Annotated in this window: 23 protein-coding genes and 1 pseudogene; 20 read left to right on the forward strand and 4 right to left on the reverse strand. The window is 39.8% G+C overall.

Annotated elements, in window-relative coordinates; all coding sequences use genetic code 11:
• Positions 1–12: 12 nt before the first annotated feature.
• Positions 13–1,125, forward strand: a pseudogene (locus ACTNES_RS01745) (lysozyme family protein); the annotation flags it as partial.
• A 247-nt stretch (positions 1,126–1,372) separates the two neighbouring features.
• On the opposite strand, the gene ACTNES_RS01750 reads toward ACTNES_RS01745, so the two are convergent.
• From ACTNES_RS01750 to ACTNES_RS01765, 4 genes are all read right to left on the reverse strand, one after another.
• Positions 1,373–1,918, reverse strand: coding sequence for a DUF3877 family protein (locus ACTNES_RS01750; RefSeq protein WP_441038409.1), 546 nt, complete (start codon positions 1,916–1,918; stop codon positions 1,373–1,375).
• A 115-nt stretch (positions 1,919–2,033) separates the two neighbouring features.
• The gene (locus ACTNES_RS01755) at positions 2,034–2,408 is read right to left on the reverse strand and encodes an ArsR/SmtB family transcription factor (RefSeq protein ID WP_441038410.1); all 375 of its coding nucleotides are present in this window, start codon (positions 2,406–2,408) and stop codon (positions 2,034–2,036) included.
• Positions 2,409–2,511: 103 nt separating this feature from the next.
• A complete protein-coding gene (locus tag ACTNES_RS01760) occupies positions 2,512–3,501 on the reverse strand; it encodes a helix-turn-helix domain-containing protein (protein ID WP_441038411.1) in 990 nt (329 codons plus the stop codon).
• 19 nt (positions 3,502–3,520) lie between these two features.
• On the reverse strand, positions 3,521–3,895 hold the full coding sequence (locus ACTNES_RS01765) for an ArsR/SmtB family transcription factor (protein ID WP_270339485.1): 375 nt from the start codon (positions 3,893–3,895) through the stop codon (positions 3,521–3,523).
• Positions 3,896–4,062: 167 nt separating this feature from the next.
• Here ACTNES_RS01765 and ACTNES_RS01770 point away from each other — a divergent pair, with 167 nt between their 5' ends.
• From ACTNES_RS01770 to ACTNES_RS01860, 19 genes are all read left to right on the forward strand, one after another.
• Positions 4,063–4,281, forward strand: coding sequence for a cation transporter (locus ACTNES_RS01770; RefSeq protein ID WP_270339486.1), 219 nt, complete (start codon positions 4,063–4,065; stop codon positions 4,279–4,281).
• 143 nt (positions 4,282–4,424) lie between these two features.
• The gene (locus ACTNES_RS01775; RefSeq protein ID WP_270339487.1) at positions 4,425–6,314 is read left to right on the forward strand and encodes a heavy metal translocating P-type ATPase; all 1,890 of its coding nucleotides are present in this window, start codon (positions 4,425–4,427) and stop codon (positions 6,312–6,314) included.
• Positions 6,315–6,344: 30 nt separating this feature from the next.
• On the forward strand, positions 6,345–6,629 hold the full coding sequence (locus ACTNES_RS01780) for an ArsR/SmtB family transcription factor (RefSeq protein ID WP_270339489.1): 285 nt from the start codon (positions 6,345–6,347) through the stop codon (positions 6,627–6,629).
• Between the two features lie 130 nt (positions 6,630–6,759).
• A complete protein-coding gene (locus tag ACTNES_RS01785; RefSeq protein ID WP_441038412.1) occupies positions 6,760–8,910 on the forward strand; it encodes a peptidylprolyl isomerase in 2,151 nt (716 codons plus the stop codon).
• Between the two features lie 9 nt (positions 8,911–8,919).
• The gene (gene hflK, locus ACTNES_RS01790) at positions 8,920–10,458 is read left to right on the forward strand and encodes an FtsH protease activity modulator HflK (RefSeq protein WP_441038413.1); all 1,539 of its coding nucleotides are present in this window, start codon (positions 8,920–8,922) and stop codon (positions 10,456–10,458) included.
• Positions 10,455–11,363, forward strand: a complete 909-nt coding sequence (gene hflC / locus ACTNES_RS01795) for a protease modulator HflC (RefSeq protein ID WP_441038414.1) — start codon at positions 10,455–10,457, stop codon at positions 11,361–11,363. Before hflK (ACTNES_RS01790) ends, hflC begins: the two co-directional genes overlap by 4 nt.
• Complete coding sequence (gene hflK, locus ACTNES_RS01800) at positions 11,360–12,463, forward strand: FtsH protease activity modulator HflK (protein ID WP_441038415.1); 1,104 nt, start codon at positions 11,360–11,362, stop codon at positions 12,461–12,463. Before hflC ends, hflK (ACTNES_RS01800) begins: the two co-directional genes overlap by 4 nt.
• A 97-nt stretch (positions 12,464–12,560) precedes the next feature.
• The gene (locus ACTNES_RS01805; protein ID WP_441038416.1) at positions 12,561–12,776 is read left to right on the forward strand and encodes a hypothetical protein; all 216 of its coding nucleotides are present in this window, start codon (positions 12,561–12,563) and stop codon (positions 12,774–12,776) included.
• Positions 12,777–12,803: 27 nt separating this feature from the next.
• Positions 12,804–13,490 (forward strand): response regulator transcription factor, encoded by a 687-nt coding sequence (locus tag ACTNES_RS01810; RefSeq protein ID WP_441038417.1) that lies wholly within the window; start codon positions 12,804–12,806, stop codon positions 13,488–13,490.
• 9 nt (positions 13,491–13,499) lie between these two features.
• Positions 13,500–14,888 carry a sensor histidine kinase gene (locus ACTNES_RS01815; RefSeq protein WP_441038418.1) on the forward strand — a complete coding sequence of 463 codons (1,389 nt, stop codon included), beginning with the start codon at positions 13,500–13,502 and terminating at the stop codon, positions 14,886–14,888.
• A gap of 43 nt (positions 14,889–14,931) precedes the next feature.
• Positions 14,932–16,413: a L,D-transpeptidase family protein gene (locus ACTNES_RS01820; RefSeq protein WP_441038419.1), complete on the forward strand. Its 1,482-nt coding sequence runs from the start codon at positions 14,932–14,934 to the stop codon at positions 16,411–16,413.
• Positions 16,414–16,475: 62 nt separating this feature from the next.
• Entirely contained in the window at positions 16,476–17,438 is a 963-nt protein-coding gene (locus ACTNES_RS01825) for an acyltransferase family protein (protein ID WP_288788478.1), read from the forward strand.
• A gap of 34 nt (positions 17,439–17,472) precedes the next feature.
• A complete protein-coding gene (locus ACTNES_RS01830; RefSeq protein ID WP_288823629.1) occupies positions 17,473–18,186 on the forward strand; it encodes a winged helix-turn-helix transcriptional regulator in 714 nt (237 codons plus the stop codon).
• A gap of 272 nt (positions 18,187–18,458) precedes the next feature.
• Positions 18,459–18,899: an ECF-type sigma factor gene (locus ACTNES_RS01835; RefSeq protein WP_288788471.1), complete on the forward strand. Its 441-nt coding sequence runs from the start codon at positions 18,459–18,461 to the stop codon at positions 18,897–18,899.
• 56 nt (positions 18,900–18,955) lie between these two features.
• Positions 18,956–19,456, forward strand: coding sequence for a DUF3846 domain-containing protein (locus ACTNES_RS01840; protein WP_288788472.1), 501 nt, complete (start codon positions 18,956–18,958; stop codon positions 19,454–19,456).
• A 520-nt stretch (positions 19,457–19,976) separates the two neighbouring features.
• On the forward strand, positions 19,977–20,702 hold the full coding sequence (locus ACTNES_RS01845) for a DUF4240 domain-containing protein (RefSeq protein WP_288788474.1): 726 nt from the start codon (positions 19,977–19,979) through the stop codon (positions 20,700–20,702).
• Positions 20,703–20,723: 21 nt separating this feature from the next.
• The gene (locus ACTNES_RS01850) at positions 20,724–22,700 is read left to right on the forward strand and encodes an ATP-dependent DNA helicase (RefSeq protein ID WP_441038420.1); all 1,977 of its coding nucleotides are present in this window, start codon (positions 20,724–20,726) and stop codon (positions 22,698–22,700) included.
• 168 nt (positions 22,701–22,868) lie between these two features.
• The gene (locus tag ACTNES_RS01855; RefSeq protein ID WP_441038421.1) at positions 22,869–23,996 is read left to right on the forward strand and encodes a tyrosine-type recombinase/integrase; all 1,128 of its coding nucleotides are present in this window, start codon (positions 22,869–22,871) and stop codon (positions 23,994–23,996) included.
• Positions 23,997–24,008: 12 nt separating this feature from the next.
• Positions 24,009–25,769, forward strand: a complete 1,761-nt coding sequence (locus tag ACTNES_RS01860; RefSeq protein ID WP_441038422.1) for a tyrosine-type recombinase/integrase — start codon at positions 24,009–24,011, stop codon at positions 25,767–25,769.

Raw genomic sequence — 25,769 nt, forward strand, 5'->3', positions numbered from 1 at the left:
ACTTCCGAGTGAGTCCGCATGATACAGAAAAGGGCAAGGGCAGGGGAGAATACCTTCAAGGCAGCCAGGGCCGCCGTGGAAGCGGCAGCGAAAACCGTACAGTCCATGGTGGCTGCACTGGGAGCCGCCGGAGCAGTGATCGTTCTTTTATTGGTCATCATAGTCGGAATCATAGGCGGTGCGGCGTTCTCTGGAAGCTCAGAGAGCAACGAAGCACTCAGCCAGGAAGTCCTTTCCTACACTGCAACCATCCAGAAATATGCCAACCAATATGGAATCCCCGAATACGTTTCCGTGATACAGGCGATCATGATGCAGGAATCCGGCGGCCGGGGAACCGATCCCATGCAGAGCAGTGAGTGCCCATACAACACCCGGTACTCTAACAGCCCCAATGCCATCCAGGATGCAGATTATTCCATACAGGTAGGAATCCAGTATTATGCGGACTGCCTGAAGGAAGCCGGATGCACCAGTCCACAGGATATGGATAAGCTGAAACTGTCCCTGCAAGGATATAACTACGGCAACGGATACATAACGTGGGCAATACGGAAGTATGGCGGCTACAGTGCAGAAAATGCCCTGCAGTTTTCTAATGAGCAGGCAGCTTCGCATGGGTGGAGTGCTTATGGAGATCCAGAGTACGTTCCACATGTCCTGCGGTATTATTCCAGTGGTGGCTTGTTTGCCGGCCTGTTTGGAGGTAACGGCCAGATCGTATCCGTGGCACTTACCCAGCTTGGAAACGAAGGAGGCCAGAAGTTCTGGTCGTGGTATGGATTTGACAGTCATGTGGCATGGTGCGCCTGCTTTGCCAGCTGGTGTGGAGATCAGACCGGACTGATCGAGAGCGGCAAGATGCCGAAGTTTTCCCTGTGCGATGATGGAATTGCTTGGTTCCAGAGTAAGGGAAAATGGAAGAGCCGGGGATACTCGCCAGCACCTGGAACCCTGATCTTTTTTGACTGGAATGGGGACGGAACCTCAGACCATGTGGGAATCGTGGAGAAAACAGAGGAAAATGTCATTTATACAGTAGAAGGAAACACCAGCAATATGGTTGCCCAGAGAAATTATAATATAAATGACAATACAATTATGGGTTATGGGCTGATTAATTGATAGCCATATTATAAGATTTCTTTGCTTAAAACCAAATTTCCAGACAAAGCATTATTATATGCCTGTCTGGAAAAGGGGAGATATCTATATAAATCTGCTATAACAGAATTGTTGTTAGACGATGCCGTTTAAAAAATTGGGTACCCGGAGGTTTAAACGGCATCTTTTGAACTTGCAGGGATAAGAATAAAATAATAATGTGGTAAAAATATGGGAAATCAGAAAATAGATAGATATTTCATAAATTTCAAAATCCAAAATCCGCATAATCTGCCGGAAGAAATCTGTGATATATGACATGGCATCCTTCGTCTTTAAAGCAGTAATAATAAGGATCATCTCTGTCAATAAACATAATAAGGACATCAAATTCGCCATTATCCATTTCTTTTACAATGCAGTTGCTGTCCCATTTTCTAAAAAAAGTAATAACACTGTTGAGCGTTGTAGTTTCTTCTTGCAACAGCCCTACAAGTTCAAATATAAATACATTTTCTCCCTTGTTCTGATGGACGTATTCCGATGCCTCCGGTGCAAGATAAAAACAGAAGCGGTCACCTTCGTGAGAGAATCTGATAATTCCGAACCTGTTGGCTACAAAAGCAGGAAAATTATTAAGCCTCTTTTCCATGTTATCTGCAGAATCACTGCTGTTGAAAAAATGATTTAATGAGCCAAGCGGATAATATAACTGGATTGCCTCTTTTCTGTATCCAAGTTTGGCCTGTTCTTCTAAAATGACATCAATTAAATTTTGTTCTAATTTTTGATATGACTGATTTTGATTATACATCTTTTTCCTCCCAATTATGTGATTACTATTTTGACTATAGTTGTTCAATTATTCAACTATTAAGCGGTAAAGTAAGGGATATGCTGCATATAAAATATATACAACATAATCCCTGTCATCGGGGTTGTTCACATACATGAATCATGCCTTCGTTAAAAATTGATTTTACATGTTCATCAGCCAGAGAATAGTAAACAACTCTTCCTGCCTTTCGATATTTAACCAAATTTGATTGTTTTAAGATACGCAATTGATGAGAGACTGAGGATTTAGACATTCCAAGTAATACGGAAATATCGCATACGCACATTTCTGCCTGCATTAATGCATATAATATTTTTACTCTTGTAGAGTCGCTGAAAATTTTAAAAGTATCTGCTAAATCTAAAAACTTATCTTCGTCCCCCATATTTTGACGGACTGCTGAAACAACATTTTCGTGAATGCTGGAACAATCACACCTGTCGATATCTGGATAATATTTATTCATGATAAAACCTCTTTGTATTAAGTTGAATAGTTGTTCAACTATTAGCGATAATACCATCTGAAGTAGAAGATGTCAATGACTGTTTAAAGAGTCTGAATGATATTTACCTTTTCCGATATTCAGATGGCGATACATGAAATATTTCTTTAAAAGCAATAGAAAATTTACTTTGGCTTTCGTATCCAACACATTTGGCAATCTGGGAGACACTGTCATTTGTTTCTTTAAGCAATCTGGCAGCTTCTTTAAATCTATGTTCTTTCATATGTGCGGCAATGGAACCACCATATACTGCCTTGAATACCTCTTTTAATGTTGAGGTATTGACAAGAAACTGTTTGGATAATTGGTCGATTGTGATTCGTTCTCCAAGGTTCTGCATCATATATTCATGTATTTTTTTGATCAGTTCCGTTTGCTCGGACGGATAGGAGGAAGGTGTTTTTGCATGGGAATCAGGGAGTGTGCTTAGGTATAAAAAAAGTTCCAGAACTTTTAACTTGCATATATCGTTCTGGATTTTAGAAGATATTTTATCAATACCGAAAAAAAGATGTCCGATCTGCTCATTTCCTGAAAAGACAGAGAAATTTTTATCATAGCAAAGATCAGTAATCCAGGACAGATCAGAAATACCTTTTTTTAATGAATATTCAGAAAGTGTATGTTCCAGATATTCTGGAGCTATGAACAGGGAGATACCTTTGTAGTAACCTAAAGGAAAACAAAGAGTAGAGTGTACACAGTTATCCATACGATGAACAGACAGATCCCCGCTGCCAAGATAAATATGGCTGGAATGCTCCAGTTCCCATTCTAAACGTCCATATTGACAAAAATCAATCTGGATCAGAGCTTCATATGCCGGATGATATCCGGAAAGACTGGTTGCCCGGAAAGTAAAAAAAGTCATAAAACATCCGGGGAAGAGTGGAAGAATGGTTGCTTTTCCTGTGCCATTTATTTTGGATTGAAAATTTATTTTTTGTGGAAAGATATCTGTATTTAAAGATGATTTTCCTACAATCCTTATATTTCCATATGGAATATCCTGTAATTCCTGTGAAATTAAATTCTGATCATATACAGCCATAAATTGAAACCTCTTTTCTTTAGCGTGTATTGGATGGACAGGTTATTTCAAGTGTTTTTTCAATACTCAGATGCAGCAGGCGGCTCTGTTCTGTATCGGATGCTTTATAGCAGACTTCCTTTCCATTTCGCCGGCTGGTTACAAGACCGTTTGATTTTAAAAGACGCAGATGATGAGATACCGCCGGGCTTGTCATACCCATCAATGTAGAAATATTGAGGACACATTCTTCACAGTGACATAGCAGCCAGAAGATACGTAAACGGCTGGTGTCTCCGAGAAGTTTAAAGATATCGGCAGCAGCTCCAAAGTTTTCTGCATTAGAAAGCTGAGGAAGAAGTTCTTCCACATTTTTTTCCTCATGGTTATGGGGTAAATGAAATTCAGATGTCATAATCAGGCTCCTTTTCTTTTGAGATTGTTCCATTTGGAAGATGTTTGGTTCTGTTTGGAAGAAGAAAACCAAAGTGTGTTGACACTCCTTTATGATGCGATTATACTACAATCATAACAAATAAACAAGTGCTTAATACTTGAATAAAAGAAAGGAGTTTTCTATTTATGAAGAAAACATATAAGATTGAAGTAGACTGTGCAAACTGTGCAAACCTGATGGAAGATGCAGCAAAGAAAACTGCCGGAGTTGCAAATGCAACGGTTAATTTTATGACACAGAAAATGATCGTAGAATTTGAAGAAGGGCAGGAACCGAAAACAGTTATGGCAAGTGTTGTGAAAGCCTGCAAAAAAGTAGAACCTGACTGTGAAGTGTTTATCTGATAGATAAAAGTTTCCCTTGTTCCTGAAAGTTAATAAAGACTATAAAACCAAATCGCCCCGGAATAGGATATATTTTGGGGCGTATATTTCAAATAATATATGAAAAAATAATCATATGTTCAATAAAAAGGTGGGACAACATTATGACAAAAAAACAGAAAACTATGCTGATCAGAATTTTAATAGCCACAGCAATGTTAATCGGACTTTCATTGGCTCCGATTAGTGGCTTGCCGAGGATGGCACTTTATATGGCCACATATCTGATCATTGGATATGACATTTTAAGAAAAGCGATAAAAGGAATCATTAATGGACAGATCTTTGATGAAAACTTTCTGATGGCAGTGGCAACGGTAGGTGCGATCGCACTGGCTATTTATGAAAAAAGCGGTGATTATAATGAAGCGATTGCTGTTATGTTATTTTATCAGATCGGTGAATTGTTTCAGAGCTATGCCGTTGGAAAAAGCCGTCGCAACATCAGTGCGCTGATGGATATCCGTCCGGATTATGCGAATATTGAAAAAGACGGAAAACTGGAAAAAGTAGATCCGGATGAAGTGGAAATTGGCAGTATTATTGTTGTCCAGCCGGGCGAAAAAGTTCCGCTGGATGGAATCATAACAGAGGGAAATTCTTCACTGAATACCAGCGCTCTGACGGGTGAAAGCCTCCCAAGAGAAGCAAATATCGGAGATGAAGTGATCAGTGGATGTATCAATATGACGGGTGTCCTTAAGATTCGAACAACAAAAGAGTTTGGAGAATCTACCGTATCAAAGATTCTGGAGCTTGTAGAAAATTCCAGTTCCAGAAAATCAAAATCAGAAGATTTTATTTCAAAATTTGCAAAGGTATATACCCCTGCAGTTTGTATCGCAGCACTGGCACTGGCAATTTTACCGCCGGTTGTTCGAAGTCTGTTCATGGGACTTCCGGCACAATGGGGTTCCTGGATTTACAGAGCATTAACCTTCCTTGTAATTAGCTGTCCATGTGCGCTTGTAATCAGCATTCCGTTAAGTTTCTTTGCCGGAATTGGTGGTGCAAGCCATGAAGGAATCCTGGTAAAAGGTTCTAATTATCTGGAAACTCTGTCAAAAACAAAGGTTGTAGTATTTGATAAGACAGGTACTTTGACACAGGGTGTATTTGAAGTAAACGGCGTTCATCATAACACAATGGAAGAAGCAAAGCTTCTGGAGTATGCAGCACTGGCAGAAAGCTCTTCTTCCCATCCGATCAGCAAGAGTCTGCAGCGCGCATATGGAAAAGAAATTGACAGGAACCGTGTCAGTGATATACAGGAAATCAGCGGTCATGGTATTCTGGCAAAGGTAGATGGAACATCTGTTGCAGCCGGAAACAGCAAATTGATGAAAAAACTGGGTATTTCTTATTCAGACTGCCATAGTGTAGGTACCATAATCCACATTGCAGTAAATGGAAGTTATGCTGGTCACATTGTAATTTCGGATGTGGAAAAACCACATGCAAAAGATGCGATTAAGGCTCTGAAAAAAGCAGGTGTTGAAAAGACAATCATGCTTACCGGAGATGCAAAACGAGTGGCAGATCAGGTGGCTGCAAATCTTGGGGTTGATGAAGTACACAGTGAACTTCTGCCAGGAGACAAAGTTGACGAAGTTGAGAAAATTCTGGAATCCAGAAAAGGAACAAAGGGAAAGGTTGCATTTGTTGGTGATGGCATCAACGATGCTCCGGTACTTTCCAGAGCCGACATAGGAGTTGCAATGGGAGCAATGGGAAGTGATGCTGCCATTGAGGCTGCAGATGTTGTTTTAATGGATGATGATCCGATCAAGATCGCAAAAGCAATCAGAATTTCAAGAAAATGTCTTGGAATCGTATATCAGAACATTGTTTTTGCTTTAGTAGTAAAATTTGCCTGCCTGATTCTTGGCGCATTAGGTATTGCGAATATGTGGTTTGCGATTTTTGCAGATGTGGGAGTAATGGTTCTTGCAATTTTAAATGCAATCAGAACCTTACATGTTAAGAATTTGTAGAATATATTGGATAACTGGGGGATTTCATATTTGAATGAAAATGAACTGTATTCTGTAGCAGAACTGTTTAAAATTTTTGGAAATACTTCACGAATCAGGATTTTACTTGCCCTCCACGAAAAAGAAACATGTGTAAATTGTCTTGCCAAAGAACTAGATATGTCAGAATCATCCGTATCGCATCAGTTAAATATTCTAAAAGCACACCGCTTAATAAAGAGGAGACGGGAAGGAAAACTGATATTTTACAGTCTTGCAGATAAACATGTTCGCCTGATTATTGATACAGGTCTGGAACATATATGTGAATTATAGAATATATGGTGATCCGACAAAGGGAGTGGCAGCGCAGGCTGCCACTTTTTCTGTAAATCCCCATAATTTTCCCATAACTTTTCTTTATACTGTGCCTGCAAAATATTTAGGCATTTCAGGAGAATGTAAAATGGCAGAAAATGACAAAATACCGCGGGTACAGGATGATGAAAATGAACTGGAACAAAAGGGAAAGGATGGTGATCTGAATAACGAGATAGAATCAGAAACAGTGCTGTCGGACTTTTTACATGCTATGGGATTTAAAAATACGAAAAAGGAGAAAAAAACTAAAGATAAGCAGGAAGAAGTGCCGGGGCATGGTGAAATGATGGAATCCGTCGAGGAGGAAGAGTCAGAACCAGAACATGAGGTAATGGTTGTACCAGAACGACGTACCAGAAGGAGATGGCCACTGGGGGTATTTGGAGCAATGGCTCTGGGCGGGGCGGCACTGGGCATATATCACAGCCTGCCAGTGTTACAGGAGCCAAAGCCACCGGCTCCGGATGTTGTCGCAACTTATAATGAGCAGAAAATAACAATAGAAGAACTAAAAAATTTTATTGCCGTAGAAGGTGCAAAAGAAAGAGAGCATATGCTATGCCCAACACATGGTTATGACCATTCAAAGTGTGATGCAACGGAAGAGTGCGAAGTACATCCTGTAGATTCATTAGAAGGATATCAGGAAATGGTATCTAAAATGGCTTCTGAACAAATGATTTTAAACTGGGCCAAAGAAAAGGGAATCACTGGCAGGGAAGAAGTTCAGCATAATATGGAAGATCTGTTGAACGATGCAACAGTTGAACAGTATATGTCGCAGCTTCATGAAGAAAATGTATCTCCTGAGTCAATTTCCAAGACAGAAGTTCAGCAGTACTATTCAGAAAATCAGGATAAATTCAAAGGAAAAAGCCTGGATGAGTCAGAAGAAGAAATCAGAAAGACACTTGCCTCTGAAAAAGATGGAAGTTTTTTTGAAACATACTTTGAGGAGTTGAAAAAAACATCAGGATTACAGGTGAATTATGACGTATTGGAAGTTAATACACCAACAAAAGAAGAAATCTCTGATTACTATGAACAGAATAAAGAAAAATATCAAACGTCTGCTTCTGCGGATTACAGCGAAATAAAAATTGCGGACGGAAAGATGGATACTGCTACAGAAGCAGTAAGAAAAATACGTTCCGGAGAAAGTCTCGAAAATATAGCAGGTTCTTTTGGCAAAGATAAGAAGGTATTCAAAAATTCGATAGACCTGTCTTCGGATACAGAACTGGGAAAAACAATTGCCACTATGAAAGAAGGTGAAATCAGCGAACCGATAGAAAATGAAGATGGAAGTATTAGTATCATAAAAGTAAATCAGAAAAAAGAAGGAGGGGTAAAAAAATTATCCGAGGTAACAAAAGAAATTGAGAACATTTTGTTACAGGAAAATATAGATAAAGAATATACAACAAGAAAAAATGACACTTTATTTGTGGTTCACAGCAGACGTTATACACTGGGTGACTTTTATAAAGAATTTCAGGAATTATCAGAAGAATATCGTTCCAAATTTTCTACTTTTGAGGAAAAAAAGAAACTGGTAGAACAGATGATTGCCAAAGAATTGTTATTGGAAAAAAGTACTGATGGTGCGGATGATGGAGAAAACAGCCACAGTTTTGAAGAACTTCAGGTTCAGTATCTTTATCAGGTGATGCACCAGGAAACAGTAGATACAAATCTGGATGAACCTACAGAGGAAGAGATCAAACAGTATTACGAAGAGAATAAAGAATCTCTGGTGACACCGGCCTCTGTAGAGCTGAGTCTGATCTGGATCAGTCAGGGAGAAAATGGCGAAAAGAAAGGGCAGGCAAAGACTTCTGCCGAAGAAGCATATGGGTTATTAAAAGAAGGTAAAGATTTTGCTGAAGTGGCAAAACAATATTCTGAAGATACTTCAGCTGAGAATGGTGGACAGATAACGGGCCAAATCTACAAAAATCATTTGGCTGAACCACTTGCTGAAGCAGCGTTTTCTTTAAATGAAAATGAATTCAGTAATGTGATCGAATACCAGAATGCTTTTTATATTTTGCTGGTAAGAAGCAAATCTGCAGAAGAGTTAAAACCATTAGAGGAACTGTCAGATGCAATAAAAAGTCATTTAAATGAACAGGCACATGATAAACTCTCAGAAGAGTTATCACAACAGATCCTAAATGATGCGGATCTAAAGATTTATGACAGAACCCTGAAAAAGATGCTAACAGAGACATAGGAGTAATTAATGATGGGAAGAAAAGAAAAAACAATTTTAGTGACAATCATTGCAAATATCATTTTGATTATCCTGAGATTCTTTCTCGCAGATATTTCGGGGAGTATTGGTCTTGCGGCAAATGCATACCATTCTTTCACCGATTTATTTGTAACAAGTGTTGTATTTGCAGGACTTATGATTGCAAGATTCTGTGGAGAAAAAGCAAGAAATATATCAAGAAAAATGGAACATATCCTGGCAATTTTTGTATCAATATTCATTTTTTATATGGGAATTGAGATTTTATCTGATGCACTCAGTGGAGAACAGACAGAATTAAAATATGTTCCGTTTGTTGCAGCCGGAGCTTTTGTCGGTGTTGTGATTAATTATTTTATGGCACGGTACAAGATTTATGTTGGCGAGCAGACCGGATCGGAAAGTCTTAAAGCAGATGGATACCATTCCAAAATGGATATGTATTGTGGGATTGCCGTGTTAGTGGGCGTAGTTGGTTCTTTGTTTGGAATGCCGGATCTGGATAAACTGGCAGCTATTGTAGCAATGGTTCTTCTGATGATTTCCGGATATGAAATTTTAACCGAAAATATTCGGGCATTGATGCACCCGGATGCGGTGGAAGAACATGGACATCATAATCATGGATTTCATGAAAATAAAAAGATGGCAGCAGGTATGTGTGCTGTAATGCTCATTTCATATTTGTTATCTGGAATCTATACCATAAAACTGGATGAGGAAGGTGTAGTCAGAAGATTTGGAAGAATTACCAGGGATGTTTCACCTGGCATTCATTACAGACTACCCAGTCCAATTGAAGAAGTTTCAATCGTAAATACAGGTGAAGTTCAGAGAGTTGAAACAGGCGTTCAGGAACTGCTTACAGGAGATACCAATCTGGTAAATATAAATTTATCAGTGCATTATCGAATTAATGATGCAACGGCATATTTACTAAATGTGAATAATATAGATACCCTGATACAGTCAGCTGCGTCAACAAGTATTCGCCAGATTGTCGGAACCAGTAAAATAGATGATATTTTAACAGATGGTAAAGAACAGATGGAAACTGCTGCCAGGAATTCACTCAGTCAGACATTAAACAAGAGTGACTCAGGAATCGAGATTGTGAATGTTCAGCTTATCCAGGCTGATCCACCTGAAAGTGTATTATCCAGTTTTCAGGATCTTGCGACTGCAAGGCAGGATAAGAGCATTTACATAAATGAAGCACTGTCTTATAAAAATACGATAGTACCACAGGCAAATGCTGATGCATATAAGATTGTGTCAGAGGCTGAAAGTTATAAAGAAGATAAAATTCAGACAGCCAAAGGAGATGCTGCTTTATTTGCCCAAAAAGAAAATGCGTACTCTAAATCGAAAAAAGTAACAAAGTTCCGTTTATATCTGGAAGCGATGGAAAAAGTACTTCCGGATGCACAGAAACTTCTGCTTGGTGCGGATGTAAATGTGAATAATGCAGAACTTTGGATTGGAAATAATACAAATTCAGGAAACCAGGAGGATAATGCAAATTGAGAAAAATACCTAAACAAGTAGTAATCGGAACAGGGCTTATAGCAATTCTTTTTGTGGCAACTTTAATGGTATATAAAGTGGATGTAACTGAATATGCAGTTGTAACGCAATTCGGAAATCCTGTAAATGTAAGTGAAAATCCTGGACTGAAAGTAAAACTTCCAGATCCGGTTCAGTCTGTGCAGAAGCTGGATAAGAGAGTTCAGGTATATCAGACTAATTCCATAGAACTTCTGACATTAGATAAGAAAAGCGTGTCATTAGATTATTATGGAGCATGGAAAATAACAGATCCTGTTTTGTATCTGAAAACGGTGAAAGATCAGATCGGAGCAGAAGCCAGACTTACAGATGTTTTCTCTTCCAGTCTGGGTGTCCAGCTTGGCAAGTACAATCTGGACCAGCTGGTAAATACCAATGCAGAAGAACTGCAGCTTGATACGGTGATAACAGATGCTGTTACCTATGCCAAAGAAAAAGCAGCAGAATATGGCATTGAAGTTGTGGATGCACAGATTCGTGTATTAAATTTTCCAGAAGCCAACAAGCAGAGTGTTTATGACAGAATGAGTGCTGAACGTGAGCAGATGGCGCAGAAATACAGAGCAGAAGGAAGTGAAGAGGCAGCTAAAATACGTGCTGATGCAGAAAAAGAACAAAAGCTGATTCTTGCGGAGGCATATCAGCAGGAACAGCAGATTAAAGGTGAAGGTGATGCGGAGGCCATTCGGATTTATGGAGAAGCATACCAAAAAGATCCTGAGTTTTATGAATTTATCCGTACACTGGAAACTTATGAGAAAACAATAGATGGTAACACAACACTGATTTTGCCGTCAACAGCAGAGATACTAAAATATTTAAGTGGAAGCACAGATGGGGCGGAAGGAGAGAATGCTGAATGAAAATACCATTAAAAAGAATAAAATCCACCTCAAAAAGTGATGAAACACAAAAACCTGAGAAAAAGAGATTCTGCTCCAGATTAAAGAAAATTAAAATGCCGCATGAAAATGAAGTGGTAAAAGATCTTAAGGGTGCATTCGGACATATTAATCCTAAAAAGATAATTGGTATTATGGGGATTTCTATTGTCGCAATCTATTTTCTGACAGGAATTTATATAGTAAATCCAGGTGAACAGGCTGTTGTAAGAAGATTTGGCAGTATCAGCAGCCAGTCTGTAGGAGAAGGTCTGCATTACAGGCTTCCATGGCCAATAGATGAAGTACAGAAGGTTAATGTCTCAGAAGTTCGAAGAGCAGATGTTGGAATGTCACTGCCGGAACATATTCACCAGCCAGATGAAGAACCACAGGCGATTCAGCTTTTAACAGGAGATGAAAATATTATAACGACACAGGCAATTGTTCATTATAAAGTCAGTGATGCAGCAAAATTTCTTTATAATGTAAATGGAAATAATGAACAGCTGGTAAGATACAGTGTCGAGGCAGCACTTGTCAGGCTGATGGCAAATACAGCGGTTGATGATATTTTAAGTACAGAAAAGACTGCTGCACAGAATGAGATACTGAAATTTGCACAGGAAGAACTGAACAGGTATGATACGGGAATTCAGATCACAGCATTTAATATTCAGGAAATTGTACCGCCGGATACAGTATCAGCAGCATTTCTGGATGTAACAACTGCAAAAGAAGAAAAAGAAACAGCTATCAATGAAGCAAATGGATATTATAACAGTCTGATTCCTCAGGCCAGAGCGGACGCAAGTGCATTGATATCTAATGCGGAAGCATATAAAGAAGAACAGATTGCAAAAGCAACTGGTGATACTGAGAAGTTTTTAAGTATGCTGACAGAATATAAAAATAATTCAAAAATATATTCGGAAGATACAACGAAATACAGACTTTTACTGGAAACAATGGATAAAATACTTCCACTTGTGAAAATGTATATTGTCGATTCAGCGGATGGAAATGTAGATCTGAAATTATATGATTCTGCATTATCCGGGAATATTTCTGTGACAGAATAAAATAGAGAAACAGTGCATTTGGCAAAAAAACGAATTATAAATGCACTGTTTTTCGAGTGTTAATGAATGGGTGTGAAAAATGGAAAAAAGGTTTTTCTTGTTATATTTACCAGTCGGAACATCTGCACAAATGATCTGTGTGGAAATCCGAAAAATATATGGTGTAGAATTTGTGGATTTTGAAAAAGAAACGAATATCCTTACGATAGGAGCATTAAAGAAAAATATGGAAAGAATCATATATGCTTCCGGTATCATTCTTAAAATTCTGGATGACAGGATTACCATGCAAGAATACAGAACGTTAAAGTGAAATAAAAAATATACGGAAGGTGAACTTATGAAACAATCAAAAAAAATATTAATTGTAGATGACGAGAAAAAAATCACAGAGGTACTTCAGGCTTATCTGGAAAAAGCCGGATATCTGACCGTTGTCGCCTATGATGGAAGAAATGCCATAAAGCTGGCAGAAACAGAGACACCAGATCTGATTCTGCTTGATTTAATGCTGCCAGATATTATGGGAGAAGAAGTGTGCCAGGTTATCCATCAGAAAAAAGATATTCCGATTATTATGCTTACTGCAAGAGTGGATGAAAGTGACATGATCGCAGGACTGCAATGCGGTGCAGATGACTATATTGTAAAGCCATTCAGTCCCAGAAATGTTATTGCAAGGGTGGAGGCAGTATTAAGACGGGTGGAAAGAAGCCAGCCGGAAATATTGAAAATTGGAACTGATTATTTAGATGTTAATTTTCAGGCACACAGTATAAAAAAGAATAATGAAGAACTTCATCTTACACCTACGGAATACAATATTTTTGAATTGCTGGTAAAATCACCGGGACGTGCATTCACGAGAGAGCAAATTATTGATTTTGCTTTGAAAGATGAATTTGATGGATATGACAGAAGTGTTGATACTTATATAAAATATCTCAGACAGAAAATTGAACCAGATCCAAAATCACCACAATATATTGTTACGATATATGGTGTTGGATATAAATTTGTACCATAAGGAGCAAAGATGAAAACAATAAAAGGCAGGCTTATATTTTCGTATTCTTTTATTTCCATTGTTATTATTTTATCTCTGGCGCTATTTTATACAGTTTCCATGGAAAATGTGTTCAGCGGATATGCAAAAGAACAGCTTGATGAAAAAATGCGTACTGTCGTTGAACAAATGAAAGAAGTTTATCAGAAAGACAAACAAAAATATGAAACGACAGGGGTTGAAATTATTGGAAATGCAGCTTTACAAAATGGCCTTTTGGTACGGCTTCAGACGCTGGATGGTGAATTAGACTGGGATATCCGGACACATAAGGAAGAGGAATGTCAGCTTACACTTCAACATGCAGAAAGTAATATGCACAGTCGTTATATTAAATTTGAAGGTTCCTATCAGGAAAAAGAATATTTGCTTGAATTAGATGGAGTTCAGACCGGAAAACTGACAATCGGATATTATGGACCGTATTCTTATACAGATGGAGAAATCCGACTTTTGGGAACATTGAATCGATTTCTGATTTTACTGTCCGGTATATTTATTTTTGTAGCAGTTATACTTGGTGTTATTATGTCAAAAAAACTGACAAAACCAATCTCTGATGTTACCAGATCTGCGGCTGAGATTTCAAAAGGAAAATTCGGGGTACAGATTCAGGAAAAGAGCTCCATAGAAGAAACGCAGAGTTTAATAACTGCAATTAACGAAATGTCTGCCGCTTTGGAAAAAGAAGAAATACAAAAACGTCAGATTTCATCAGATGTGGCTCATGAGCTTCGGACACCGTTAACCAACCTGCAGCTGCATCTGGAAGCGATGCTGGATGGAATATGGGAACCGACAACTGAACGATTGGAGAGCTGTTATGAGGAAATTCTGCGACTGATCCATATTGTCCGTCAGCTGCAGGAATTATATGTACTGGAAAATCAAAGAGAACCGCTGCGTTTGGAATCATTTGATTTTAGCAACTTGTGTGAAAAATTATGCTGGAACTTTGAACCGAAACTACAGGAAAAAAATCTGAAACTGACACTATGTACCAGGTCGGGAGATATGTTGTGTGGAGACCGTCAGAGAATTCAGCAGTGTATGACAAACCTGGTAGCAAATGCAATCAAATATGCAGAAACCGGAAGCAGTATACGCATTATTTATAAACAGATGACGGATTCAGTCCTGATTCAGGTTCAGAATAAAGGAAATATCATACCGGAAGATGCTTTAGAACATCTGTTTGAACGGTTTTACAGAGTTGATAAATCCAGAAACACAAAGACTGGAGGAATGGGCATTGGTCTTTCTATTACAAAAGCTATTGTGGAAAGGCATAATGGACGAATATGGGCATCCAGTGATGAAACAAACGGGACTGTTTTTTCTATAGAATTACCGAAATAGCAGTATGAAATTAAAATATGGGGAGATAAAAGGAGCATTGAAAATGAGTGAACGAAAGAAGAGAGGAGAACAAAGACAACTAACAAACAGAAAAGGGAAGCGGAAGCAGAAGTTAAAATTCATTTTATCTATAAGCATCCTGCTGATGATCGTTTTGACCGTGGGATTTGTCGCATACGAGATCGTAACAGATACACAGACAATGGGCTGTAAAACATTTGTCTATGGACAGAATGTATCCCGTCTCACACCGGATCAGGCAACAGAAAAAATAAATACGGCTTTTGAAGATAAAACGGTTTCTTTTTATGAGAATGGAAAGAGTGTTTATACGGTTTCATTAAGAGAATTGGGATATTCGCTTAATACACAGACATTAGAAACAGAACTGTTTAAACTGAAGAAAGAAATATGGAAGAAAAGAACAATATTTGAGCCCAGAGAAGATTGGAAAATTCCATATGAAGTTGTCAGGGATGATAACCGATTATCTGAGACACTCTCAGCGGAGCATTTTACAGCAGATACAGAGCGAATCAATTCTGAAGATGCCTATATAAAATATGACGATACAAGCAAAAAATTTATTATTGTTGATGCAGTGCAGGGCAATCAGATTGATCCAAACCGATTATTGCAGTACACATCCGATTGTATCCAAAGAAATCTGGAAGAGGATTTTTTCAGAAAGGCGATTTCTGTAGATATAAATGAAAATACATACAGTCAGGCTGCTGTTACGGCATCATCTGAAGAACTGCTCAGTCGTTTATCAGAACTAAACACGAATATAGAAAAATATAATAATACTTCAATTACGTATCTGTTTGGTGATGTAACAGAAACAATTGATTCTGCAACGATCAATTCCTGGATGGTCATTTCAGGGGATAAAGTTGAAATTGACTCTGATAAAGTCAGAGCGTATATAGAAAGTCTGGCAAGTAAATACAACACAATATATGTGCCAAGATCTTTCTATACATCCAATGGTCAGACTGTAACAATAAGTAATAATGAGTATGGCTTCCGCATTGACCAGGATGCTGAATTCGAACAGCTTTGCGCAGATCTGCAAAGCGGAACAACCATTCAGCGTTCACCAATTTATGAAAAAGAAGGTCTGTCACGAAATGGAACAGATGATCTGAATGGAAGCTATATAGAAGTCAGTCTGGAACAGCAGCATCTCTGGCTGTATAAAAACGGAGTACTTGTGACAGACACAGACATAATCAGCGGACTTCCAACAGAAGACCGTGCAACTTATACAGGTGCTTATGCGATTGCTTACAAAGCAAGTCCATTCACACTGTCCAGTGATATTTATGGATATGAAGTTCCGGTTACATACTGGATGCCGTTTGTATATGGACAGGGACTGCATGATGCGGACTGGCAGCCTGAATTTGGAGGAGACGTATATAAAACAAACGGAAGTCATGGATGTATAAATCTGCCGCCCGATCAGGCAGAAGTGATATACAATGCGATTGATGGTGGATATCCGATCATTCTATATTAGGGGGTGAATAAAATATAAAATCAAAGGAACATGGAGTACCATATTTTTTTCTGATCAATAATATAAAAGTTATCTTGATCTTTCTGGTAGTCTTTAATCATATTATTGCATTTCAGCTTGTAAAAGTGAATCCGGCAGTGCGTCAGTTGTGGTATGCTATCACGATTTTTCATATGCCAGCTTTCATTTTTGTTTCAGGATTTTTGTCAAAAAGCAAACAAAATGTACTGAAAAATATTCAGAACCTGTTGGTTCCATATATTCTGGGATATAGTTTTACATGGGCAGTCAAGGTATGGCTTGGTTATAACATGGATTATGATATCTTGCGCCCTTCCGGAACCGTTATGTGGTATGTATTGGCACTATTTGTTTACAGACTTACCATAGAGGCTTTTGGAAGAATAAGATTTATTGTTCCACTAAGTATTATATTTTCATTGTGGGCCGGAACAAGAAATGAATTTTCCACATACCTGTCAGCTTCCAGAATAGTTGTGTTTTTTCCGTTTTTTGTAGCTGGATATTTATGGAAAAACCAATATATCACAGTATTAAGAAACTTCAGGAGAAAATGGATTTTAATGAGTCTGACTCTGATTTTGCTGTATCTGATGACAGCATATATGCTGGGAAATAATCTTCCGGTAGATATATTCAGGGGAAATCATTCCTACAGGGCAAGTAATATCAGTGAGATGGAAGGAATGCTTATTCGGTTATTTACATATTTAGCCTCGTTTTTAATGATATTTTCGTTACTTGCAATTATTCCTGACAGAAATTTGTTTCTTACTTTTATTGGAAGCGGGCGAAGAACAATGGGAATATATTTCTTCCACTATCCGATGCAGATTGCAATGAACAGTTTCCAGATCTTAAAAATACCGCTGTTATTGAATGTGGGAAGTTTATTTCTGATTTCTTTACTGATGGTTTTGATTCTAGGAAGTGTTCCTGTAAATTGGGCATATAATCATGTGCTGAGATTGATCAACATTATGTTTTTTAAAGAAAAGGCATAGTGTACTGACGAATAACTTCTGAAAGAAAATATATATGCGTGATAACGACCATAGTATCCTGTTCTATACGGAAAAGGATATGCACATTGAAATCAAAAAACAAATAAAATCATGCTATGTATCCACTGTTTATGAGTGCCTGAAGAAATTGAGTTTATTTCATTTCGATATTATAGTAATTGGCAGTACTGATTCTCTGGATCTTACCGCAGAAATAATTTCAACAATAAGAATAATCACATATACGCCGGTTATTGCTTTAACAGAAAATCCGTTGCTGCATAAAAAGACTCTTATACATGCAGGTGCAGATTCTGTATTTGATATTAACATTGGAAAAGAAGAATTAGAACTGCATATTTTTTCGTTAACTCGAAGATATTTAGAATGGGCAAGAAAAGCAGAAGATAAGAAAAAAGAATTAAACATCAGAGAAGGAAAATTGCTTATATTCAGAGAATTGTATAAAGCATATTGGAGTCAAACCGAATTGAATCTCAATAAAAGAGAATATGATTTTCTGTACTTATTGGCTTCGGCTCCTATGAGAATCTATACATATGAACAAATTTATCAGATTATATGGAAAGATTATCCTATTGGTGATATTAAAAATATCATCTGGTGTCTGGTAAAGCGATTGAGAAAAAAGCTGAATATCGTTGAAGATGGTGCCGGAAATTGCATCGTTAGTGTCAGGGATATAGGTTACAAATTTGAATTGAATAAAGAAAACGAACAGCAGTAAGGCGAATGATCCGTAAAAAGATTATTCGTTTTATTTTATTTATTCTGGAAAGAAGGTGATAAAAACTGACCGTCAATTGACAGTTTTCTGACCGTTAGCTGACAGGTGCGTCCGATACACTGTGCCTTTGTAAAGATATGATTACAAAGGAGATCCGTGTTTGCAGGGAGACAGCAGAGATGCCGGGCATTCCTGTAGACAGGAAGAACGAGCTAGGTCACCGCCACACTCCGATTTGATTTCGCAAAAATTCAGATCGGAGGAAAATAAAAGTGGCTTACAATAAAGCAAGAGAAGAATATAGATGGAACCAGTGGAAATCAGAGGAAGAGAAGCTCCTGCGAGAGCAGGGTGTGGATGAAGAGACGATCCGAAAGCTCCGGGAGTATGACTGGAACGATTTTAACGCAGAGCGGAGATTCCGGGAACATCAGACTGCGCTTCTGGACTGTATGGAATTGCTTCTGGAAGAAAAAGAATCAGGAGAGTCTCAGCCAGAGAGTGTGGAAGCCCTGCTCGATACCGTGGAAAATGAGGAACTGCTCCAGATCCTGTTATCGACTGACAAGAAAACTCTTCAGATGATTGTCCTGAAGATGATGGGATATGCACCAAAAGAGATCAGCCATCACATGGAACTGCCGGAGCAGACGGTTTATACAAGACTGCGGAGGTTACGGGAGAAGATTAAAAAGTCCATGAAATTTGAATAAAACAAAAGGGGGTCATCGGCTGATTATCAGAACGAACAGACAGGAGGATTGATACGATGGATGAGAAAGAAGTGTCTGAAATGCAGGAAGATATGATGACAGTGCTGGTAGTCGAGCCGATGAAAGCACCCTATGTTAAGAATATCCCGAATGAGCTGGAGAATCTGCAGCAGGCGGTAGGTGGTGACATTGAAATGACCTATCCGTTTGAAGATGAGGTTGGAATCCTTTTAAACGGCAATGGAAAGTTTGAAGGATTACCGTTAAATCGTGCATTGTACGATGACCGTGGACAGGTCTATGATGCCATTGCCGGAACATTCCTTGTGGTAGGACTGACAGAAGATGATTTTACTTCGCTGACACCGGAGCAGATTGAAAAGTTTAAAGAAAAATATCAGTCACCGGAAGTTTTTACCCTGTTTAACGGGGAACTTCATGTGATGAAAATGCCGCCGGAAGAAGCCAAAGAACAGAAGGAAAGCCAGAAGAACGATACACAGCAGAAGAATACGGCAAAGGGAAAAAAGAAAAACAGATCCGGGGAAGCACGATAAAAAATTTTTTTGTGAAGTGAATAAAAAAATACACTGCCATCGGCTAGTAAGCAGAGGGACATCCTTCTGCTGTTCTTTGGCAAGTGAATATCGGCACTACAGGTACGTTCCCAACCGTGGAAGCGTGACAGCATGAGCGCCATGATTAAGTATAGGGTAAAGATTCTTAGACTTGGAGCGAGGAAGCATAGCTGTGAATAAGGCGGTGGCAGCCTTTCGCCAGGATCACGGACGGGGGATAATGATACACGTTACCAGCCAAAGAGCGGAAGATGGACTCCGGGTTGTAATCAGAAAGACCCCCAGGACATCTGTGAGAGGCGGCAGGCCAGCCGCCCGCCTGTAGTGTCCCCTTTCCTAAATGCAGGATAGTTCCGGGGGTGCGAGGTCAAATGCGGAACAGCAAGATAAAATAACAGAAATCAATGAAGAAGTGTGTCGTTGATATCAGATACCATGCGGCTGTGGGAAACTACAGCCGTATTCTTGTGGTATTAACGTCACATTAAGGGGAGAAAAGATGGAAGAAACAAAAAGAAGTGGAATGAGCAAGGATCAGTTCTGGAGTCTGATTGAAAAAGCAAAGGAAGTGTGCGGCACCGATCTGGATGCTTCGGCAGTGTGGATCAAGCAGCAGCTTTTCTATATGACACCTGAGGATATTCTGCAATTCCACAATCTTGTTTACAGTTACCGGGATGCGGCTTATAAGTACGGCTTATGGACAGCGGCAGGTATTATGATGGAAACCGGGTGCAGTGATGACGGATTTTCCGATTTTCAGATGTGGCTGATCGCCCAGGGAAAAGAAGTATATCTGAATGCCTTAAAAGATCCGGATTCCCTTTCTGGTGTAACTCCTTATGGATACTGTAGTTTTGAAACGCTGGGATATGTTTCATCACAGGTCTACAGTGCCATGAAAGGGAAAAATATCTACCAGGACAGTACGGCGAGAATGCAGATGAAATGCTATGAGCAGGTGGTAAGGGATATTGTGTACCATCCCATGATCGAGTATCCGTTGGAATTACCGGAAGCAATGGTGGTTTATCCGAAACTCTGTGAAAGACATTTGTCCGAGCAGGTGAGGAAAGCTCCTCAGAAAGTAAAGACATGGAATGTTTCCCGGACAGATATCCGAAGGATGATGGCAAGAGGGAATGCTGCCATAAAGAAAATGCAAGAACAGGGACAGAATGTACCGGGAGCAGTCAGATCCGTCCGTAAGGATACGGTAAGATAAGCTTCCCGGCAAGGAGAAGTAATGTGTTATAAAAATGAATATCAGAAAAGGGCGCATGGCGAGGTGGAAAGGATCTTCCGAGAACTTCTTCCGGAAGCCGGGCTTCACGTAAGAGAAGAACAGATCCGTCTCTGCCATGAAATGCTGGATGCCCTTATGAAAAATGAGATCACGCTCTGTGATGCAGGAGTCGGCATCGGAAAGACCTATGCCTATCTGACAGCCTGCATCCTGATGCGGAAATATAGTGTACTGCATTCCGGTTATTCGGGATGTGACAGGCGGCCTGTAGTGGTATCCACTTCCAGTATCGCCTTACAGAAAGCCATCATAGAGGAATATGTTCCTTTCTTATCGGACGTACTGTTAAAAGCAGGTCTGCTTCAGGAAGAATTAAAAGCGGTTGTCCGCAAGGGAAAAGAACATTTTGTATGTGATTACAGGCTGGCCCAGAGATTAGAGGCAGTCCGGGACAAGAATAAAAATCAGGCACAGATGGAGGCATTGAAGTCCCTCCGGCATAGTTTTGATTTAGATTCCGTACATAACCTGAGCGGTTTTGACCGCAGGCTGGTGTGCGTACCGAAATTCTGCCCCAGAGAGTGTCCGGGGAAAGCAGGATGCCGTTATCAGAAGCATCTGGATATTTCCAGGAAAGAGGACATTTTTTTACAGATCTGCAATCACAATTATCTTCTGGCAGATGCCATGCACCGGGCAAATGGGTACCGGCCGCTTCTGGCAGATTACAGGGCTCTGGTTGTGGATGAGGCCCACAAGCTCCCGGAAGCTGCCAGCCAGATGTATGGAAGAAGCATTGGAAAAGAAGATGTGCAGGAGATCCGTTATTTCTTAGCCAGGGAGCATAAAGGTACAGAAGGGAAACGGCTGCAGGAATGGTTTGCTGCTCTTCAGATGGAGATTCGAAAGCACCGGAAAGATGGCACAGAGGACATGGCTGGAAAAGAAAGTTTTTATTTTCCACCGGGGGCTGGCCCCCTTCTGGCTCAGACGAAGGAAAGGCTTCAGCTTATGATCAAAAGGCTTGCCGGGAACATTCCTTACTGGATCTTCCGGCGACTGGAAGAGATGGATGAGCTGTTTGGCTGGTTCTTAAAGAACGACAAGCGGTATATTTTATTTTTACAGCAGGACAGCCGGGAACATTTAACCTTTATGGCGGTCAACAGGGAGATCCCGAAGTATCTGGATTCGACTTTATGGAGCCGGGGATTCCCGGCGATCTTAACCAGCGGGACCTTAAAAGCCGGGAACGGTTTTGCAAGGACCAGACAGATGACCGGGCTGGAAAAAGAAACAGGTATCCGGGAGTGCGTGGCAGAATCCCCATTCTGTTACAGGGAGAACTGCCTGCTTTACATTCCGGAGCATTTAAGACCTATGAAAAAGGGAAGCAGGGAAGAAGCCGAGCAGCTTGCCGGACAGATCCGCGATCTGGTGTGTTCCACTTACGGGCATACGCTGGTACTGTTCACATCTTACACCCTGATGGGAAACGTGCAGAAGCTCCTGCAGGATCAGATCCCGTTCCCGATGGTGCAGGTATGGAGAAATTCCCAGGAAGAAATCGCAAGATTTAAAAAGATGGAAAATGCAGTGCTGTTCGCAGCCGGCTCCTGCTGGGAAGGTGTGGACTTTCCGGGGGACATGGTATCCTCCCTGATCATCGTAAAACTGCCGTTTTCTGTTCCGGACCCTATCCATGAAGCACAGAGAGAGCAGTACCGATCCTTGGAATCCTACATCCAGACCATCGTAGTCCCGGATATGCAGAAGAAGCTGCGGCAGGGATTTGGACGGGCAATCCGAACGGAGCAGGACACCTGCGTTGTGTCTATTTTAGACTACCGGGCAGCGAAAAAAGGCAGGTACCGGAGCGATGTTCTGGAAGCCCTGCCAAAGTGCCAGATGGCAGAGCGGATCGAAGAAGTAGAAGATTTTATCCGAAGCCGGAAAGTGGAGCGTTACTACAGTTGAGAGCAATCGCAGTGTTGTTGGTTCTGCCCAGATCCGGACGGCAGATAGGACAAAAAGTTTAGTGGTATTTCAGGGGCGTTTTGGAGCGAATTGGTGGTATTTGTGATAGCTTTATCGGCATGAGTTGGGTATACTGTGTATAGCGTTAGAGGAAAGGAGGCAGTTCACATGAGCTACAAAGTAGAAACGATAAAAGATGGGACAGAACGATATTTTTACATCCGGGATCTGGATACGATGGCAATCGTAGAACTGCCGAGCAAATATCTGATGCACAAGATCAAATGCAGACGATCACCAAATACCGTAAAGCGATCCGCCTTTGCCATCTGCTATTATATGGGCTACATGGAAGAAAAGGAAATGGAACTTACCGAAGTCTATCAGTTAGGATACGAGAAACAGACAGAGCATTTTGTGGATTTCTTATACTGGCTCAGAGCCGGGAACCACACAGAACAAGCCAATGGAAAACCGAAGAAATGTCCAAATCAGGGAACCTGCAACGCATATTTAAAAGATGTGTTCAGGTTCTATTTATTTATAGAGGCAGAATACGAACAGTATGGCAGCCTCAAGACATTATCTTATAACCAGATCATAGCAGTCAATCAGGTCGGTGTTAAAAAGGTACTCCGAAATCATTCTTTTAAAGGTTACCTGAAAGAGGAAGAACACCGTGGCAGGACAGCAAAGGAAAATCAGATTGTGACGATCCTACAGGCGTGTACCAATCGCAGGGATCAGCTTCTGCTGCTTTTATTAGCAGAAACCGGATACCGCATCGGAGAACTTCTGGGCGTAAAATATGTCAAAGATATTGATTATAAGAACCACATGATCCGGGTGTGCTTTCGGGAAGATAATGAGAACGAAGCAAGAGCCAAGAATGCAGAATACCGGAGTGCCAAGATAAGCAAGGACACATTTGAATTCCTGATGGACTATCTGGCAAGATACCGGAAAATCCTGCAGCATCAGGATTACCTGTTTGTAAACATTATGGGCGATGGCATTGGAAAACCCTTAAAGGTAGACAGTGTATACGATATGTTAGACCGGATGGAAAAGAAAACCGGAATCAAAATCACCCCCCACATGCTTCGCCACTATTTTGCAAATATGCGAAAGAGTGCCGGATGGCAACTGGAGATGATCAGTCAGGCACTGGGACACAAGCATCTGGACACTACGATAAAGTATCTGGACTGGTTGGATGACGAGCTGGTAGAGGCAAGCAACGAGTTTTACGAACAGCATGCTGCTATTTACGGAGCAGACCGTCTGCTGGAATAGGAGGTGTGAAAAATGCCTGTATATTTACTACAGCAGGCAGAACGCAGGACTGAATATCAAGAGGACATTGAAAAGAAGAAGCAGGAATTATATGCAGAGATTGACTCACTTCCGATACAGATAAAAGTAAAAACACCAGTTAATCATGTGAAAAAATTTCTGACAGACAGAGAAGTCTGGAGTTTAACAGAAATGGATTATGAACTGCAGATTTCCTACGAGCAATATTTAAGAAAAAAATTGAAGCCTGATAAAATCATGTGGTATCTGGGTATATATGATGTTATAAAACAACAGCACATATACCAGCAGATGCAGACACTGACTGGAAAAAGATTTTATGAATGGCGATACCAGAATAAAGTTTTTTACCTGAAATATTATCCGGATCAACAGATTGCCTGTGATTTTAAATATATTAAGGATCTTAGAGTTCTGGTATGGGATTTCAAGAAGAATTGTTCTGAAATACTAAAACGGCAGATTTTTTCTACATTGAGTCGCATTGTTGCAAAGACTTCGGAAAGTATAGCATATAGAAATAACAGGCTGAAGGCTTTAAAGATATTATATGATTCCTGTGTTCAGCAGAATATTCGGGACATTGGATTGCTGGAAATAAGGCAGATTCAAACAATTTCCAAAGATTTTGCAGATACAAAAAATAAAACGCTAATGAGGCATTTAGGCATTATAGATGAATGCAGAAAAGATGCTTTTATACAGCAGGAACGGATTCAATGGGATGCAACGGTCTGGTACATAGAAAAATTTCATTTAGATAAGAGTCGCATTAACGAAAGTAGCTCGTTAAAAAGTATTTCTTTTATGGAGATAAGAGAATGGCAGAACCGTAAAATCCTGCAGGAATACATGAAATATGAGCTTGGTGTGACTGGACAGGCAGTAAGTACAATTCGTAACAGATTTATATTTATAAGGAATTTTCTGGAAATGCTTGAGCAGGAAAATATCCTTGCTGTAGATGCAAAGGCAGAACATCTGGAACAATATGCAAAGAGCCTTCGGGAGCGGAAAATACAAGCGAAAAGTTTTAATGAGCGGATATTCGGTATAGGACATTTCTTTAAGTTTATGGAAGTCCGGAAGTATATTCCCCAAATGCCATTTCGTATAGAGTATTTCCAGCAAAAGGTAATAACAGTACATCATGACCGAAGTGTAGAAGAAACCGTATATATGGAGATTTTAAAAAAATTATATCTTTTTCCAGAACGACTTCGGTGTATGTTCCTGCATCTATGGTGCTTGGGACTTCGGGCAAGTGAGGTGTGTACTTTAAAAGGAAATGCTTACTGCCAGCAGGGAAAAGATTACTGGATTCAGGTATACCAGGTCAAAATGAAAAATTATAAGAAAATACCAATACCCAAAGCATTATATCAGCTTATGAAAGTATATCTTAAAAAATATGATATTCAATCAGACGAATATATTTTTAAGAATGCAAAAGGTGATGGAGCTTGTCTGTATCAGACATTCCGCGACCAAATGCTAAAGGCATGCAGAGAAAATAAAATTGCAAATGGAGAATATATTTTCAAATCTCATGACTATCGGCATACAGTGGCTACCATGTTTTATGACAATGATGTATCACTCCAGAGTATTCGTGACTATCTCGGACACACCTATGAAGAAATGACAAGGCAATACATTGATTATATGCCAAAGAAAATAGCACAGGCAAATGAAGAATTTTTCAGTATGCAGGAGAGCAGCCTGGCTTCGTGGCTGAAGAAAGGGGAATGA

It is taken from the genome of Blautia sp. HCP3S3_D9 (assembly GCF_052063845.1).
Lineage (GTDB): Bacteria > Bacillota > Clostridia > Lachnospirales > Lachnospiraceae > Blautia_A.

What these genes read in the sequence shown, in the direction of transcription:
- ACTNES_RS01750 (WP_441038409.1), bottom strand. Translation starts at nt 1,918, where the DNA reads ATGTATAATCAAAATCAGTCATATCAAAAATTAGAACAAAATTTAATT.
- ACTNES_RS01755 (WP_441038410.1), bottom strand. Translation starts at nt 2,408, where the DNA reads ATGAATAAATATTATCCAGATATCGACAGGTGTGATTGTTCCAGCATT.
- ACTNES_RS01760 (WP_441038411.1), bottom strand. Translation starts at nt 3,501, where the DNA reads ATGGCTGTATATGATCAGAATTTAATTTCACAGGAATTACAGGATATT.
- ACTNES_RS01765 (WP_270339485.1), bottom strand. Translation starts at nt 3,895, where the DNA reads ATGACATCTGAATTTCATTTACCCCATAACCATGAGGAAAAAAATGTG.
- ACTNES_RS01770 (WP_270339486.1), top strand. Translation starts at nt 4,063, where the DNA reads ATGAAGAAAACATATAAGATTGAAGTAGACTGTGCAAACTGTGCAAAC.
- ACTNES_RS01775 (WP_270339487.1), top strand. Translation starts at nt 4,425, where the DNA reads ATGACAAAAAAACAGAAAACTATGCTGATCAGAATTTTAATAGCCACA.
- ACTNES_RS01785 (WP_441038412.1), top strand. Translation starts at nt 6,760, where the DNA reads ATGGCAGAAAATGACAAAATACCGCGGGTACAGGATGATGAAAATGAA.
- hflK (WP_441038413.1), top strand. Translation starts at nt 8,920, where the DNA reads ATGATGGGAAGAAAAGAAAAAACAATTTTAGTGACAATCATTGCAAAT.
- hflK (WP_441038415.1), top strand. Translation starts at nt 11,360, where the DNA reads ATGAAAATACCATTAAAAAGAATAAAATCCACCTCAAAAAGTGATGAA.
- ACTNES_RS01810 (WP_441038417.1), top strand. Translation starts at nt 12,804, where the DNA reads ATGAAACAATCAAAAAAAATATTAATTGTAGATGACGAGAAAAAAATC.
- ACTNES_RS01815 (WP_441038418.1), top strand. Translation starts at nt 13,500, where the DNA reads ATGAAAACAATAAAAGGCAGGCTTATATTTTCGTATTCTTTTATTTCC.
- ACTNES_RS01820 (WP_441038419.1), top strand. Translation starts at nt 14,932, where the DNA reads ATGAGTGAACGAAAGAAGAGAGGAGAACAAAGACAACTAACAAACAGA.
- ACTNES_RS01830 (WP_288823629.1), top strand. Translation starts at nt 17,473, where the DNA reads ATGCGTGATAACGACCATAGTATCCTGTTCTATACGGAAAAGGATATG.
- ACTNES_RS01840 (WP_288788472.1), top strand. Translation starts at nt 18,956, where the DNA reads ATGGATGAGAAAGAAGTGTCTGAAATGCAGGAAGATATGATGACAGTG.
- ACTNES_RS01845 (WP_288788474.1), top strand. Translation starts at nt 19,977, where the DNA reads ATGGAAGAAACAAAAAGAAGTGGAATGAGCAAGGATCAGTTCTGGAGT.
- ACTNES_RS01850 (WP_441038420.1), top strand. Translation starts at nt 20,724, where the DNA reads ATGTGTTATAAAAATGAATATCAGAAAAGGGCGCATGGCGAGGTGGAA.
- ACTNES_RS01855 (WP_441038421.1), top strand. Translation starts at nt 22,869, where the DNA reads ATGAGCTACAAAGTAGAAACGATAAAAGATGGGACAGAACGATATTTT.
- ACTNES_RS01860 (WP_441038422.1), top strand. Translation starts at nt 24,009, where the DNA reads ATGCCTGTATATTTACTACAGCAGGCAGAACGCAGGACTGAATATCAA.